Raw genomic sequence first — 16,131 nt, forward strand, 5'->3', positions numbered from 1 at the left:
CTTTCCGGGTGCGCGGCAGCGTCCAACCCGACACAAAGAGGTGAAGGCTCATGACCGGTTTCAGTCGAAGACAACTCCTGGCAGCAGGCCTGGGAACAGCCGCCATGGGCCTGCTGTCCGGCTGCGCCACCCCGGGAACCCACTCCGTCAACGCTGCACCGACCATCCCCGCCGCCAACGGTCCCGTGCGGCTCACCTACTGGGCGTGGCTGAAGGACTTCCAGAAGGTCGCCGACGTGTGGAACGCTGCCAATCCCAACGTCCAAGTGGATGTGGTGTGGATCCCTGGCGGCAACGCGGGCGGCTACCAAAAGCTGTACTCGGCCCTGGCGGCCGGGGGCGGGCCGGATCTGGCTCAGGTGGAACTGCGGTCGGTCCCGGAGTTCATGCTGGTGAACGGGCTGGTGGATGTCTCCCGGTACGGTGCCAACGACCATCAGCACCTGTACGATCCCACCCTGTGGAAGCAGGTCAGCTACACGGGCGGTGTCTACGGAATCCCCCAAGACTCGGGTCCGATGGCCATGTTCCATCAACCGGACCTCCTGGACAAAGTGGGCGGAACTCCACCTAAAACGTGGGAGGAATGGGCTGCCCTGGCCCGCGAACTTCGTTCCGTGGACACCTACCTTGATTGCTTCCCCATCAGCGATGCCTCCCCTTTCGCTTCCTTTGCCGGACAGGCAGGCGCCGCTTGGCTCCGACCCGAGGAAGACGGCTGGGTCATCAACATGACCGACGACGCGACGCTCAACACTGCGCGCTTCTTCGACAAAGCGATCGACGACGACCTCGTCACCACTGCGTACGGCGCCTTCTCGCCGGGCTGGTTCGCCGCGGCAGGCAAAGGTGGCATTGCCTCCACTGTCACGGGAAGCTGGGGTGATGCCCTGGTCCAGGGCGTCAGCGGCTCCGAGGGAAAGTGGCGGGTTGCCCCCATGCCCACTTGGGGTGCCACCGGCTTCGGTTCCAGCTACCTCGGTGGATCCACCGCTGCCGTCCTGGCCAACAGCAAGCATCCCAAGGAAGCTGTGGACTTCGCCGTCTGGCTGACCACTTCCAAAGAGGGAATCGATGCCGAAATCAAGAACAGCGGCATCGGCTGGTCTCCGAATCCCGACTTCATTGGCACGGACCGGCAGCAGGCATCGCCGTTCTTCGGAGGCCAGAACTACAACCAGGACGTCTTCGTTCCGGCCGCACAGCAGCAAAACCCTGAATGGTCCTGGTGGCCGGTGACCCAGCAGTCCTTCAACATCCTCAGTGACGGGTTCCGCAAAAAGGCCTTCGGTACGTCCTTGGTGGACTCCATTGCCGCCTCGGAGCAGCAGATCATCACCGTTTTCAAGAACAAGGGCCTCACCATCCGGAAGGAAACGGCATGACGACCACCCGCACTGCATCCACCGCGCAACGTCCCGTCGCGGCGGCCGGCCGCGGCAAGAGGACAGGCGCCGCGGCACGGGCACCCTGGCTCCTGCTCGCACCTTTTCTGGCGCTCTTCGTCCTGACGTTTCTGCTTCCCATTGTTGTGGCCCTGCTGTCCAGCTTCACCAAAGTGACCCGGAGCGGACTCTTCGGAGAGGCGGGTGTTACCAGCGAATTCGCCGGGTTCGGCAACTATGCACAGGCCCTTGCCGACGGTAGCTTTGTTGCCTCAATCGGACGGATGCTGTTGTTCGGCGTCGTCCAGGTTCCGGTCATGATCGTCCTCTGCACCGTCCTTGCGTTGATGCTGGAATCGGCGTCGGCCAAATGGCCGGGATTCTTCCGCGCCGCCTACTTCATGCCTTACGGCGTCCCCGGCGTCATCGCCACCATCCTGTGGTCCTTCCTCTACGTACCAGGGCTCAGCCCCCTCTTTGACGCTGCCAAAACAGTAGGTCTGACCCCGGATTTCCTTGGTGCCAACAGCGTGCTGTGGTCCATCGCCAACATCGTCACCTGGAGCTACACCGGTTACAACATGCTGATCATCGTGGCGCAGCTCAAGGCCATCCCTGCGGAACTTTATGAGGCGGCAAAAGTCGATGGGGCTTCCACGTGGCGGGTGGCCCGGAGCATCCAGCTCCCCCTGATCCGTCCCGCCCTCATGCTCACCACAGTGTTCTCCATTATCGGAACGCTGCAGTTGTTCGCCGAAGCACAGGTCCTCAAGACCGTGGCCCCCGCCATCGACAGCCAGTACACGCCGAACCTCAGCGCCTACACGACGGCCTTTGCCTACAACGACTACAACGTTGCGGCCGCCCAGTCGGTCATCATCGCCGTGGCTGCGTTCGCCCTTTCCTTCGCCTTCCTCGCACTCACGAACAGGAAGCCATCATGACCGCGACAGCTACCAAACCCTCCACCACCACCGCACGAAGCCAACAACCCGCAGGCCAAGACCGATCAGCCGGACGACGGCGGTCCTCCACCATCGTCGTCACCGCCCTTCTGGTGGTGGTAGCGCTCTACTTCCTGATCCCCGTCTACTGGGTCGTGGTGGCCTCCACCAAATCCACTGCCGATCTGTTCTCCACCAACGGATTCCTCTTCGCTCCGACGTTCTCGCTCTGGGAAAACCTGGGCCGGGTCCTCAGCTATGATCAAGGCATTTTCGGCCGCTGGTTCCTGAACTCGGCCATCTACGCCGGTGTTGGGGCACTCCTGGCCACATACTTTGCTGCGGCAGGCGGCTACGCCCTGGCCAAGTACGAGTTCAAGGGACGCAACCTGGTGTTCGGCACCATCCTGGGTGGCGTGCTGGTTCCGGGAACGGCCACTGCCCTGCCGCTTTTCCTGCTGTTCAGCCAAATGGGCCTTGCCAACACGTACTGGAGCGTCCTGCTGCCATCGCTGGTCTCCCCTTTTGGGCTGTTCCTCTGCCGGATCTATGCGCAGGCCACTGTGGACACTTCACTGATCGAAGCGGCAAGGATCGACGGCGCCGGTGAGTTGCGGATCTTCCACACCATTGGGCTCAAGGTCCTGACGCCGGCCCTGGTAACCGTATTCCTTTTCCAGCTGGTGGGCATCTGGAACAACTACTTCCTGCCGCTGGTCATGCTGTCCGATTCCGAGCTCTACCCCATCACGCTGGGCCTGAACAACTGGCTCAGCCAGGTGGACCGCCTGCCCGAATTCTACGAACTGACCACGGGCGGAGTGCTGCTCTCCATCATCCCGCTCAGCATCGCCATGATTGTCCTGCAGCGCTTCTGGCGCGGAGGACTGACAGAAGGAGCCGTGAAGTAAATGACCGCCCCAACAGTAACCGGCTACATCACAGATACCGGCCCCGGAACGGGCAACCGCCTCCCCGCGCGGAGTTGGCTGCATTCCGATGCTCCTGCCCTCTCCTTGAATGGCCAGTGGCGCTTCCGCCTTCTGCCCGGCGCTCCCGGCACACCCGGTGGACGCGGAGTGCTGCCTGCCGGAGAAGCAGTTGAGGGCGTGGCTGAAGAGTCCCTGGACGACTCAGGCTGGGACCGGATCCCTGTCCCGGCCCACTGGGTGCTGGAAGGTGACGGCGCCTACGGACGACCCATCTACACCAACGTCCAGTTCCCCTTCCCCACCGAAGCACCGCACGTCCCTGACCAGAACCCCACCGGCGACTACCGTCGCACCTTCGAACTCCCGGAGGACTGGAACCTCACGGACAGGACAGCTCTGCGTTTCGATGGCGTGGAGTCCCGCTACAAGGTGTGGCTCAACGGAACCGAAATCGGCGTGGGCACCGGCAGCAGGCTGGCGCAGGAATTTGACGTCACGGAAGCACTCCGGCCGGGCACCAACGTCCTGGCCGTCCGGGTCCACCAGTGGTCGGCGTCCAGCTACGTCGAAGACCAGGACCAGTGGTGGATGCCCGGAATTTTCCGCGATGTCACGCTCCAGACACGCCCCGGGAAGGGAATCGACGACGTCTGGTTGCGGACGTCCTACACGGCAGGCTCCGGCGTCATTGACCCCGAGGTCACGGCATCCGCGGCAGCCTACCCCATTCGCCTGTCGGTCCCTGAACTGGACGTCGACGTCGTCTGGGACTCCCCGGCCGACGTCGCCCCGGTGGCGATCACCGGCGTCGAACCTTGGTCTGCTGAGGTGCCGCGCCTCTACAACGCGAGCGTCGCGAGCCCAGGCGAGACCGTCTCCCTTCGCCTCGGTTTCCGCACGGTGGAGATAAAAGGCGACCAGTTCATGGTCAACGGCCGGCGCGTGGTCTTCCACGGCGTGAACCGCCACGAGACACATCCCGATCGCGGGCGGGTGTTCAACGAAGACTTCGCGCGCGAGGACCTGGCTCTGATGAAGCGGTTTAACGTGAATGCGATCCGCACCAGCCACTATCCGCCCCACCCTCGTTTGCTGGACATTGCTGACGAGCTGGGATTCTGGGTGATCCTGGAGTGCGACCTGGAGACCCACGGTTTCGAGCGACACGGCTGGGTGGGCAATCCGAGCGATGATCCGGCATGGCACGAAGCATATGTGGACCGCATGGAACGGACAGTGGAACGGGACAAGAACCACCCCTCCATCATCATGTGGTCCCTCGGCAACGAGTCCGGCACCGGCGCCAACCTGGCTGCGATGTCCGCGTGGGCCCATGCCCGCGACACCGGCCGCCCCGTCCATTACGAAGGCGATTACACCGGGGCCTACACGGACGTCTACTCACGGATGTACTCCTCCGTGCCTGAAACCGAAGCGATTGGCCGCGACGATTCGCACTCACTGCTGCTGGGTTGCTCCGCTGCCGAATCGGCCCGGCAGCGCACCAAGCCGTTCATCCTCTGCGAATACGTCCATGCCATGGGCAACGGTCCCGGCGCGATCGACCAATACGAGGACCTTGTGGACCGGTACCCGCGGCTGCATGGTGGCTTCGTCTGGGAATGGCGGGACCACGGCATCCGCACCACTGCCGCGGACGGAACAGAATTCTTCGCGTACGGCGGCGACTTCGGCGAGGTGGTCCACGACGGCAACTTCGTGATGGACGGCATGGTGCTCTCGGACTCCACGCCCAGCCCGGGACTCTTCGAGTACAAGCAGGTAGTGGCACCGATCCGGCTGGGCTTCTCCACCGAAACTCACCACGGCGGTGCCCGCCACTTCATCATGGTCGCCAACCTGCGGCACACGGCTGACGCGTCCGACGTCGTGCTTCGCTGGCGTCTTGAGCGTAACGGCGAGCCGGGCGCTTCTGGAGAGTTCGACGTCACCGATTCCGCGGGGGCGGCACTGGCCGCAGGTGGGAGCACCACGATGGAACTTCCCCGGCTGGCCATCGGGGAAGCTGGCGAACAGTGGCTGACCGTGGAGGCAGTGCTCCGAAAGGACACAGCCTGGGCGACGGCTGGCCACGTGATCTCCGTGGCGCAGTTGGCGCTGGCGGGGCCGAGGGCACGTGTCGCCCCGCCCCGGCCGCAGCCTGCGGCTGATCGGCGTTCAGACGACGTGGCTCCCAGCGTGACGCTCGGCCCGGCGGTCTTTGAACACGGCCGCCTGGCGTCCCTGGCCGGGCTCCCGGTCTCCGGTCCCCGGCTGGAACTGTGGCGTGCCCCGACGGACAACGACGCCGGTGCGGGCCGCGGCAGTTACGACCTCGCCGATCCGTGGCTCAACAATGGCGACGGTGTTCCGGCTCCTTCCATGGAGAGCATCTGGCGTTCTGCCGGACTGGACCGGCTCACGGGCCGGGTGGACGGCATATCAGCCAGCAAAGACGGCGTTTCTGTCCGAACCCGTTACGCCGCGGCCGACACCGCTCGCTGGGTGTCAGTGGAGGAAAACTGGCAACTGGCCGATGGCGGGCTGTGGCTACGGGTGGAGATCGTTCCGGGCTCGGGTTGGGACATGATCTGGCCGCGGCTGGGAATCCGCTTCGACCTGCCTCGCTCCGTGGACGGGGCCACCTGGTTCGGAACAGGCCCCCGTGAGTCGTACCCGGACAGCATGCGCGCCGCCTTGGTTGGACGTTATTCCGCCGGTATCGACGATTTGTCCGTGCGTTACGCCAAGCCCCAGGAATCCGGCCACAGGAGTGCGGTCAGATCACTGGACCTGCACAACAACGGTGCTCCCTGGCTCCAGTTCCATGCGGTGCCGGACTCCCGCGATCGCCTCCCGGGCTTTACGCTTGCCCGGCACACAGCGCAGGAGATTTCCTCGGCCGCCCATCCGCACGAGCTCCCCGAGAGCCAGGGCAGCTACCTGTACCTGGACGCGGCCCAGCATGGACTGGGGTCCAGGGCTTGCGGCCCTGATGTGTGGCCGGACTTCGCTTTGCGTCCCGAAGCCCGGACGCTGACGTTCCGGATTTCAGAAGCGGGCTAGTCCTTGTTGTGAGGCCTGCTCTGCGTGCTATCCGGCACGAATGGCACGCAGAACGGGCCTCACAACGGGCTCAGGCCACGGCTACGGGTTCCTTTTTTGCCGCGTCTTTTCGGATCGTGGCGCTGATGACTGCCGCCACCGTGCACATGGCTGCCGCGCCCAGCCACGCGTAGTTGTAGTGTCCGGTGGCGTCGCGGATGAACCCGGCGGCCAGCGCTGCAGCCGCGGCCCCGAGCTGGTGGGCGGCGAACACCCATCCGAACACCACCGAACCATCGGCCCCGAACACAGAACGGCAAATGGCCGCGGTGGGCGGCACCGTCGCCACCCAGTCAAGCCCGTACACCACCACGAAAATGATCATGCTTGGTTCCACGGACGAGCCCAGCAGCAGCGGCAGCACCAGCAGGCCGATCCCTCGGAATTGGTAGTAGACGGCCAGCAAGACCTTGGGGTTGAAGCGGTCGGTCAGCCAGCCCGAGGCGATGGTCCCAACGATGTCGAAAATTCCGACGACGGCCAGCAGGCCTGCCGCCGTGGTTTCGGGCATGCCGTGGTCGTGTGCCGAAGGAATGAAGTGCGTGCCGATGAGTCCGTTGGTGGTGGCTCCGCAGATAGCGAAGCCTGCAGCCAAGGCCCAAAAGGTGCGGACTTTGGCGGCGCGCTTGAGAACCTGCAGGGCGCGGACGGCCGCGTTGGCGGAGTCCTTGGGAACCACAACGTCCGGATTGCCGGCCGCCGCAGCGGTAGCCCCGGCGTCGGCGACCTGCACCTCAGGTTCTTGCGCACCATAAGGCAACACCCCGACGTCGGCAGGTGAGTTCCGCAGCCACCGCAACACCAGCGGCACCACCGCAAGCGCACCGGCCGCGATGAGGAGCGAGGCCCCTCGCCAACCCGGGTTCTGGGCAAGCGCAGCAATGAACGGCAGGAACACGAGCTGACCGGCCGCACTACCCGCGGTAAGGATGCCGATCACCAGGCCGCGGCTCTTGGCAAACCACGTGTTGGCGATGGTGGCGGCGAAAACCAGGGCCATGGACCCGGTTCCCAAACCGATGAGCACTCCCCATGTGAGAAGGATCTGCCAGGACTGGTTCACCAGGACTGTCAAAGCCGAACCCAGCCCGATCATGCACAGGGCCAGCGCTGTCACTTTGCGGATGCCAAATCGTTCCATCAGGGCAGCTGCAAAAGGTGCCGTCAGCCCGAAGAGGACCAGGTTGATGCTGACCGCCAGGGACAACACAGTGGTGGACCAGCCGAATTCCTGCTGCAACGGGACCATCAGCACGCCGGGAGCCGCACGGAACCCTGCGGCGCCCACCAGCGCGAGGAAAGCCACAGCCGCCACGACCCAAGCAGGGTGCACACGGCGCTTTCCGGAGGGACGCTTTCCGGAGGGGAGGCGCGGCGAGTTGGTAGGTGTCCCTGTGACGTCGGAAGCGGTCATGCGGGGATCTCCGTCTCTGCTGTGTTGGTCGTCTCGGCTGTGCTGGCTGGATCGGCCGTGCTGGTTGGATCTGTTGTGTTGGGTCGCTGTGGTGCCACGGCCAAGGGCACCGGGTGTTTGTTGCGCTTGAAACTGTGCCAGCTGGTGTTCGCGGCGGTAAGTGCCGTGCCGCAGTGGGTGCACGTATCCGCCGAGGACGTGGCGTGCCCGCAGTCGGTATGGATGACCCGCATGTGGGAGATCTCGTTCGGCGCGTCCAGGTGCTTTTCTGCCCAGATGATGATCGCGTTCAGGACAGGCAACGCTTCCTCACCTTTGACGGTGAGCACATATTCCTGTCGGGTCCGGCCGCCGTCCTGGTAGGGGCGTTGGACCAGCAGTCCGGCCTCGAGCAACCACCCCAGACGCTTGCTCAGTACGGTGTCCGCCACCTCGAGCCGTTGCTTGATGGCGTCGAATCGCCCGTTGCCAAGGAAGATTTCCCGGAGCACCAGGCTTCCCCAAGGGTCCCCAAGGACGTCAAGGCCGCGGGCAAGGCTGCACGAGCGGGCAGACCAGTCGGAACGAAGAGGCATGCGCCCTAAACTAGCTGACTTTTCTAAAGAAAGCCATAAGCAAGTACGACACGAACTTCCGGGTTGGGCGGGGTTCACCGGCGGTTCACCTGCCGTGCCTACGCTTGCCGGGTCAACTCTGACCACGAAAGGCACCCTGAATGTCCTCGAACAACCCTGACTTGGTGAAACGTTCAACCGAATCCGCTGGGCTTTCCCGTCGCGGCTTCCTCGGCACGGCAGCTGCTGCGACGGCGCTTGCGGCGGCCGGCTCTCTCCTTCCGCCCTCCGTACAGGCAGCAATGGCCAAACCCACGCCTCCCGGGAGCCTGCAGTCCATCAAGCACGTGATTGTCCTGATGCAGGAGAACCGCTCCTTCGACCACTACTTCGGGTCACTGCGCGGAGTGCGCGGGTACGGCGACCAGTCCGTCACCCGGCTGCCCAACGGCAAATCCATGTTTGAACAGCCCCGCGCCACGGGCGAGACGGTGCTGCCCTTCTCCCTGCGCAAGGCCGCCGAACTCGCTGGACGGCCCGGCTCCGACATCCAATACCTCGGAGATCTGGATCATTCCTTCAAGGGCACCACCACGGCATGGAACAACGGCTGGTGCGACAAATGGATTCCGGCCAAGAGCGCCTCCACCATGACGTTCTACGAGCGCCAGGACATCCCGCTCCAATACGAGCTCGCGGACACCTTCACCATCTGCGATGCCTATCACTGCTCCGTGAACGGCTCCACCAATCCCAACCGCAACTACCTGTGGAGCGGCACCACCGGCAACGAGCCCGGCAGCAGCAGCCGGGCAGTCACCAACGCGGCCTATGGTTACGATCATGGAGGCTACGACTGGACCACCTATCCGGAACGTCTGGAGCAGGCCGGGGTCTCCTGGAAGATCTACCAGGACTGGGACAACTTCACGGACAACGCCGTCGAGTACTTCCAGACGTTCAAGGCGATCGGCCGGAAGATGCTCACCTCGGTTGACGGCAAGCTCCGCACCACCGAGGAGTTCTACGACAACCTTGCCGGCAAGTCTGCAGCGGAGCAGGAACGCCTACTGGCCCAGTTGGAACAGGGACGGGCCAAGCTGACGGACGCTGAGCGGTCGCTCTTCGACAAGGCCATGTGGCGTGGCCGGCCGGACACCCTCCTGGAGCGCCTCAACGCCGACATCACCGGAGGAACCCTGCCGCAGGTCAGCTGGCTGGTCCCGTCCGCTGCCGACTCGGAACACCCGGGAGCTTCGACGCCGGTGGGCAGCGCAAACTTCGTCTACCGCCTCCTGGATACGGTCGCCAGCAACCCCGACACCTGGGACAGCACCGCGATTTTCCTTAACTTCGACGAGAACGACGGCTACTTCGACCACGTTCCCCCGCCCGTGCAACCGCGGCCGAACTCGGGTGAATCACCGGACTGGACCACGGCCAGGCCCATCGGACTGGGCCCGCGGGTACCCATGACCGTGGTCTCGCCATGGACGGTGGGCGGCTACGTGAGCTCAGAAGTCTTCGACCACACCTCCGTACTGCGCTTCCTGGAACGCTGGACCGGCGTAGAGGAACCCAACATTTCGGCTTGGCGCAGGCAGGTGTGTGGTGACCTGACGGGCGTCTTCAACTTCAGCACCCCGGGCACTCCCCCTGTCCTGGACCACCCGGGACCCGTGCCCGCCAAAATCAGCAGGTGGCGGCCCACCCCGCCGGCTGTCCAAGTGGCACCGATCCAGGAAAGCGGCTCGCGTCCGGCCCGCCCGCTCCCCTACAGGCCACAGGTGTCCGCGGTCGCAGCGCCGGGGAAGCTCACCCTGGCCCTGACGAACACGGGTACCCGGTCAACGCACTTCGCCATCTACGGTTACGCCGGCGAGCTCGCAGAACCACGGCACGTGGACGTGCTCGGGAACGACGCCGTGGAGCTGGCCCCCGCCTCGGGCGCGTTCGACGTCGTCGTCACCGGTCCCAACCGCTTCCAGTACGAACTGAAAGGCACGACGGCGGGCGCCGCGTCCGGCGTCGACGTTACGGTCAACGGCCGCCGCGGCAATAAGGCCATGGAACTGGAAGTCCGCAACAACGGCGCGGCTGCGGTGACGCTCGCATTGAAATCCCTGCAATACGCACCCGGTGCCGAAACTGTGAAACTCAAAGCCGGACAATCGAAGAAGATCGGCTGGGAAACCGTCAGCGGCTGGTACGACGTTGAAGTCACTTCCCCCGAGGACAGCACGTTCCGTCGCAGGCTGACGGGCCGCTACGAAGACGGCCGCGAAGGCATCTCCGGCTAACCGCTCGCCGGCTGGTCCTTGGTGGTTGCACCAAGGGCCAGTCCGGTCCGCGAAGGACGGTAAGCCAAGGCCCAATAGACCATCATGGCGATGGCGCAGACAACTCCCAGGCTGGAAACCATGAGTTGCCACTGGGTCTGCGGGTCCTTGCCCCATTCCGCGGCGCCAGCCCAAACAGCCAGGTTCTTGGGTGTCATGTAGAACGCAACCGTGGAGCACACCACTATCACCCAGCCCGCAGTACGCATCCGTCCATTGCGGGAAGGAACCCGGTGCATCGCAAACGCCATACTGGGCAACGCAACTGCAACCCATACCCAGTGGTGGGACCAGGAGACCGGGCTGATCAGGAGCATCAGGATGGCCGTGGCAGATACCGCAATGAAATTCTCGTCCACAGCCACGGCCCAGGTGATGATGAGCCCAGCCACAATCGCGAGCCCCAGCGACAGGACCATCCACACCACGTTGGTGGCTGACGAGTCCGGCATGCCAAAGTGCAGGAGCAGGCCCTTGACCGAGAGGTTGTCCACGTAGGCAGGCCCGCCAATGCGGCCCGTGTCCGGGAGGATCTTGGTCCAGAAATCCAGCGACGCCTGCGGCAAGACAGCCCAGGCCACGGCAATGGACCCAAAGAACCCGGCCGCCATCCACCCCAACGCTTTGAAATCACGGCGAACCAGGAAGTACAAGCCAAAGGCAAGAGGAGTGAGCTTCACCCCGGCTGCCAGACCGATCAGCAAACCCGCCGGCCAGCGGATGGCACCGGCGCGAACTTTCCCGTAGAGCGCGAAATCGGCCAGGATAACGCCCATCAAAATGATGTTGATCTGCCCAAAGACGAAAGTGTCCCGCCACGGTCCCAGGAGCAGGATGGCTCCTGTTCCCACCAGCGCCGTGGTCCTGAAGCGGTAATCGGCAAAGGCTTCACGCCAGGTCTTCAGGCCGAAGTAGTGCCTGGCCAACCAAGCGGCAACGGTTGCGGCACCGCCCAGGGCCACGAGAATGAAAACCATGCTTCCGGCGAAGAACCCCAACGCCGCCAACCCCGTGAAAAGCAAGGCGGCAAAAGGAGGGTACGTGAACGGCAGGCCGTCACGGACGGCGTACAGGTCACCGCCTTCCAGGACCTTGCCCCCGCCGTAGTAGTACACCTCAAAGTCGTTGAGCGCCGGCTGGTAGTTCGCGTACAAGTAGCACACGGCCACCAGCAGGGTCAGGGCACCCGCCACGGTGAGGATCCAGCCGCGCCTGTTGGTGAGGGTCACCGTGGGTGAGGGAGAAGCAGCCATGTCAGCCATTGGTGATCTTGGCGAAAGCCTGTTCAAGGTCGGCAATCAGGTCCTCGGCTTCCTCGATGCCGCACGAGAGGCGCAAAAGGTTGACGGGCACGGCCAGCTCGGTGCCCTTCACCGAAGCATGGGTCATCTCCGAGGGGTAGTTCATGAGGGACTCGATACCGCCCAGGGATTCGGCGAGAGTGAACACGGAGGTGTTTTCCGCAACAGTCCTTGCCGCGGCCTCTCCACCCTTGAACTGCACCGACACCATCCCGCCGAACTTCTTCATCTGTTTTGCGGCGAGGTCGTGGCCGGGGTGGTCCGGGAGCCCCGGGTACAGCACTGCCTCAACCTCGGGACGCGTCAGCAGCCACTCGGCTACTGCCTGGCCGTTCTCGCTGTGACGGTCCATGCGCACCCCAAGGGTCTTCAAGCCACGGGTGGTCAGGAACGCGTCCATCGGACCGGACACAGCGCCTACGGCGAACTGGATGAAACCGATCTTCTCGGCCAGCTCAGCATCCTTCACCACAATGGCGCCACCCACCACATCCGAGTGGCCACCGATGTACTTGGTAGTGGAGTGAACCACGACGTCGGCACCCAGGGCGAGCGGGGTCTGCAAGTAGGGAGACGCGAAGGTGTTGTCGACGACGAGGAGGGCACCGGCGTCGTGCGCTACAGCGGCGAGCGCCGCGATGTCGGTGATCTTCATCATCGGGTTGGACGGCGTCTCAACCCAGACCAGGCGGGTCTTGTTCGCAGCAACAGCGGCAGCCACGGCGTCGAGATCGGACATGTCCACCGGGGTGTTGCCGATTCCCCAGTCACCAAGCACACGGTTGATCAGGCGGTAAGTTCCACCGTAGGCGTCATTGCCCAACACGATGTGGTCGCCGGGACGGGCCACCGCACGAATCAGTGAGTCTTCGGCAGCGAGGCCGGACCCGAAGGAGAACGCGGCCGTTCCACCTTCAAGGGCGGCAAGCTGTTCCTGCAGGGCGTCGCGCGTGGGGTTGCCGCCACGACCATATTCATAGCCCGAGCGCAGGCCACCGATGCCGTCCTGGGCATAGGTGGTGCTGAAGTGCAGGGGTGGGACCACAGCGCCGGTGCGTGGCTCGAATTCCTGGCCGGCGTGGACGGCTCGTGTGTTGAAACCGGTCTTGTTGTTGGCGGACATGGAAGCTCCTCTTTGTTCGATCAACGGTTGGTCAGCGCAGGCTAGTTGCTGAGGTAAGCCAGGAGGTCGTGGCGGGTCAGGATGCCGACCGGGGCTCCCGCGAAGGTCACCATCACGGTATCGACGTCGGACAGCAGCTCACGCGCGGCGGAAATGGTCTCCAAGGAGCCGATCACGGGGAGGCGCTCTCCCATGTGTTCGGCGATCTTGTCCGTGAGCTTTGCATCGCCGCGGAACAGCTTGCTGGTGAGGCTGCGCTCGTCGACGGCGCCCAGAACTTCGCCCATCACCACGGGAGGTTCCTGCGAGAGGACCGGGATGTGCGAGACACCGAACTCGTTCATGATGTTGATGACGTCGCGGACGCTCTCGTTGGGATGGATGTGCACCAAGTCCGGCATCTCGCCCGTCTTGGACTTGAGCACTTCCCCCACGGAGGCCTCTTCGCCCCCGGAAAGAAAGCCATAGGAGCGCATCCACTGGTCGTTGAAGATTTTGGCGAGGTATCCGCGGCCCGAGTCGGGAAGGATGACCACCACCACAGCGGATTCGTCCAGGTCCTTGGCAGCCTGAAGCGCCGCCACCACAGCCATGCCGGAAGAACCGCCAACGAGCAAGCCCTCTTCCCTTGCCAGACGGCGGGTCATGGCGAAGGAATCGGCGTCCGAGACAGCGATGACGTGGTCCGGGACGTCACGATCGTAGTTGGCGGGCCACATGTCCTCGCCGACGCCTTCGACGAAGTACGGCCGGCCGGTTCCGCCCGAGTAGACCGAACCTTCGGGGTCCGCACCGATGACCTTGACCGGGCCGCCGTCGGACTCCGGCCGTTCAGCCGAAACCTGCTTAAGGTACCGCCCGGTGCCGGTGATCGTCCCGCCGGTACCGGCGCCGATGACGACGTGGGTGACGCGGCCGTCCGTGTCGTTCCAGATCTCCGGGCCGGTGGACTCGAAGTGGCTGCCGGGGGCGGCCGGATTGGAGAACTGGTCCGGCTTGAATGCATCAGGAATTTCGCGGACCAGTCGATCGGAGACGCCGTAGTAGCTTTGCGGGCTGTCGGGAGCCACGGAGGTAGGGGTCACCACGACCTCGGCCCCGTACGCCTTCAGGACGGCCCGCTTGTCCTCACCCACCTTGTCCGGGACCACGAAGATGCACCTGTAGCCCTTCTGTTGGGCCACCAGTGCCAGACCAACTCCCGTGTTGCCCGACGTCGGCTCGACGATGGTGCCACCGGGCTTGAGCCGACCGTCCTTTTCCGCGTCTTCGATCATTTTCACCGCGATGCGGTCCTTGATCGATCCACCGGGGTTGATGTATTCGAGCTTCACCAGGACTGTGGCCCTGATCCCCTCAGTAACGTGGTTGAGTTTGATGAGGGGCGTATTGCCGATGAGGTCCAACACGGACTGGGCGTACTTCATAGGTACAAAGTTACCGCCTGCCCGCATTGGGACCGGACCGGACGGTCAGCTCCCCGCCGAAGGATCCGTCTGCCACAGCCCCAGGATGTTGCCTTCGGTGTCCTTGAAGTAGGCGTACCAGCCCATGGTTGGCACGGCGTCCTTGCCCTGCACCACTGAACCACCGGCCTGTTCAACCTGGGCGAGGGCAGCGTCGACGTCTGTCACGTCGATGGTGAGGATGGGGGTCTTGAGGTTGTCCGTCCGGGGGAACAACGCACCGTTGATGGCTCCGGGTTCTTTCGGCGCACCGGTTTGATCGTCCGATTCGGTGGTCAGGGCGATGGTGTAGTCCATGCCCTGCATCGGGCTGAGGTTCCAGCCGAACGTGTTTTGGTAGAAGGCGTTGGCCCTCCCGGTGTCATCGGTTGGAATCTCGAAATGCACTATTGCGGCCATGGCATGCGCTCCTTGTTCCTGGCTTTTGTTCCTTGGTTTGGGCACGGCTCACCCGCGCCACACCACGGAGTCTAGCCGTGGGCGTCGTCGTCGGTAAGGGCTCCGCGGAGCAAATTGTCAGCCCGGCGTGGGACCATTAAGAACATGACCATTGCAGAAGCCCCTCCGCTTGTTGCGGCCGCGGCGGACGCATCCATCAGGTGGCATCCGGGCAGTTCCTTCCGCCTGGACCAGACCATGTTCCCGCTGATGCGCGGCAACGCTGACCCGTCGTTCGCGGCGCATGCGAGTGGTTACTGGATGGCTTTCACGGCCCCTACCGGTCCGGTGACCCTTCGCCTTTCCGGCGGAGGCCTGGGTCCTGATTCGTTCGTGGACGCACAGGCTTGGGGGCCGGGGGCCGCGGACGCCGTGGCAGGAGTTCCACGGCTGCTGGGCGCCGACGACGACTGGTCCGCTTTCGATGACCCAGCCTTCCACGCCACGCTTCCGCGCCGCGTCACAGAATCACGACGCCGGAACCTGGCTGTTCGCCTGCCCTCCACCGGGCGGGTGGTTGACTCACTGGTGCCCACCATTTTGGAGCAAAAGGTCACCACGTTGGAGGCCCGTCGGGGCTACAGGTACTTGATGTACCGGTACGGAACGCCTGCACCGGGCAAAGCCCCGGCAGGTCTCCTCGTCCCTCCCACCGCGCGGCAATGGCTGGCCATTCCGTCCTGGGAGTGGCACAAGGCAGGGGTTGGACCACAGCGTTCGGCGACGGTCATGCGGGCGCTGCAATCCGCCGTCGCCCTTGAACGCCTGGCCGCTCTGGACTCGGTGCAGGCCGGCGCCAAGCTGCAGACGATCCCCGGAATCGGTGTCTGGACCGCAGCGGAGGTTGTCCAGCGGACCCATGGTTGCCCCGATTCAATCTCCGTGGGCGACTACCACTTGGCGTCCTACGTGGGCTACGCGTTGACCGGGCAGAAAACGGACGATGCCGGCATGATCGAGCTGCTCGAGCCTTGGCGCGGACAGAGGCAACGGCTGGTCCGGATGCTGTACCTGAGCGGCTTCCGCAAACCCACCTTCGGCCCCCGAATGACAGTGCAGGACCACCGCCACCACTAGAAGCAACGCGGGGTCACTTATGGCCCATGTTCACCGCGATTATGGGCCATAAG

General features: G+C 64.1%; 12 protein-coding genes. 6 read left to right on the forward strand and 6 right to left on the reverse strand.

Features of this window, described 5'->3' with window-relative positions:
* The first annotated feature begins 50 nt into the window (after positions 1-50).
* Genes ACFVSI_RS16340 through ACFVSI_RS16355 form a run of 4 tightly spaced genes read left to right on the forward strand, consistent with a single transcriptional unit; the run spans position 51 to position 6,327 of the window.
* Positions 51-1,385 (forward strand): ABC transporter substrate-binding protein, encoded by a 1,335-nt coding sequence (locus ACFVSI_RS16340; RefSeq protein WP_387825792.1) that lies wholly within the window; start codon positions 51-53, stop codon positions 1,383-1,385.
* The gene (locus tag ACFVSI_RS16345; RefSeq protein ID WP_387825794.1) at positions 1,382-2,329 is read left to right on the forward strand and encodes a carbohydrate ABC transporter permease; all 948 of its coding nucleotides are present in this window, start codon (positions 1,382-1,384) and stop codon (positions 2,327-2,329) included. Before ACFVSI_RS16340 ends, ACFVSI_RS16345 begins: the two co-directional genes overlap by 4 nt.
* Positions 2,326-3,240, forward strand: a complete 915-nt coding sequence (locus tag ACFVSI_RS16350) for a carbohydrate ABC transporter permease (RefSeq protein WP_387825797.1) — start codon at positions 2,326-2,328, stop codon at positions 3,238-3,240. Before ACFVSI_RS16345 ends, ACFVSI_RS16350 begins: the two co-directional genes overlap by 4 nt.
* A complete protein-coding gene (locus ACFVSI_RS16355; RefSeq protein WP_387825800.1) occupies positions 3,241-6,327 on the forward strand; it encodes a glycoside hydrolase family 2 TIM barrel-domain containing protein in 3,087 nt (1,028 codons plus the stop codon).
* 70 nt (positions 6,328-6,397) lie between these two features.
* On the opposite strand, the gene ACFVSI_RS16360 is transcribed toward ACFVSI_RS16355, so the two are convergent.
* Both ACFVSI_RS16360 and ACFVSI_RS16365 read right to left on the reverse strand, forming a co-directional pair.
* Entirely contained in the window at positions 6,398-7,780 is a 1,383-nt protein-coding gene (locus ACFVSI_RS16360; protein WP_387825802.1) for an MFS transporter, read from the reverse strand.
* On the reverse strand, positions 7,777-8,355 hold the full coding sequence (locus ACFVSI_RS16365) for a winged helix-turn-helix transcriptional regulator (protein WP_387825805.1): 579 nt from the start codon (positions 8,353-8,355) through the stop codon (positions 7,777-7,779). The genes ACFVSI_RS16360 and ACFVSI_RS16365 overlap by 4 nt, the downstream gene beginning before the upstream one ends.
* A gap of 164 nt (positions 8,356-8,519) precedes the next feature.
* Here ACFVSI_RS16365 and ACFVSI_RS16370 point away from each other — a divergent pair, with 164 nt between their 5' ends.
* Complete coding sequence (locus ACFVSI_RS16370) at positions 8,520-10,634, forward strand: phosphocholine-specific phospholipase C (protein WP_387825808.1); 2,115 nt, start codon at positions 8,520-8,522, stop codon at positions 10,632-10,634.
* Here the strand turns inward: ACFVSI_RS16370 and ACFVSI_RS16375 are convergent.
* The 4 genes from ACFVSI_RS16375 to ACFVSI_RS16390 are packed head-to-tail and all read right to left on the reverse strand — an operon-like array spanning position 10,631 to position 14,962.
* Positions 10,631-11,926, reverse strand: a complete 1,296-nt coding sequence (locus ACFVSI_RS16375; protein ID WP_387825811.1) for a glycosyltransferase 87 family protein — start codon at positions 11,924-11,926, stop codon at positions 10,631-10,633. The two genes, ACFVSI_RS16370 and ACFVSI_RS16375, sit on opposite strands and share 4 nt — an antisense overlap.
* A 1-nt stretch (position 11,927) precedes the next feature.
* Positions 11,928-13,097: a cystathionine gamma-synthase gene (locus tag ACFVSI_RS16380; protein WP_387825813.1), complete on the reverse strand. Its 1,170-nt coding sequence runs from the start codon at positions 13,095-13,097 to the stop codon at positions 11,928-11,930.
* A 41-nt stretch (positions 13,098-13,138) separates the two neighbouring features.
* Positions 13,139-14,524: a cystathionine beta-synthase gene (locus tag ACFVSI_RS16385; protein WP_387825815.1), complete on the reverse strand. Its 1,386-nt coding sequence runs from the start codon at positions 14,522-14,524 to the stop codon at positions 13,139-13,141.
* Positions 14,525-14,569: 45 nt separating this feature from the next.
* A complete protein-coding gene (locus ACFVSI_RS16390) occupies positions 14,570-14,962 on the reverse strand; it encodes a VOC family protein (RefSeq protein ID WP_387825818.1) in 393 nt (130 codons plus the stop codon).
* A 144-nt stretch (positions 14,963-15,106) separates the two neighbouring features.
* Between ACFVSI_RS16390 and ACFVSI_RS16395 the strand changes: the two genes are divergently transcribed.
* Positions 15,107-16,078, forward strand: a complete 972-nt coding sequence (locus ACFVSI_RS16395) for a DNA-3-methyladenine glycosylase family protein (RefSeq protein ID WP_387825821.1) — start codon at positions 15,107-15,109, stop codon at positions 16,076-16,078.
* Positions 16,079-16,131 lie beyond the last annotated feature (53 nt).

The sequence above is a fragment of the Paenarthrobacter sp. NPDC057981 genome (assembly GCF_042886835.1).
Classification (GTDB): Bacteria; Actinomycetota; Actinomycetes; order Actinomycetales; family Micrococcaceae; genus Arthrobacter.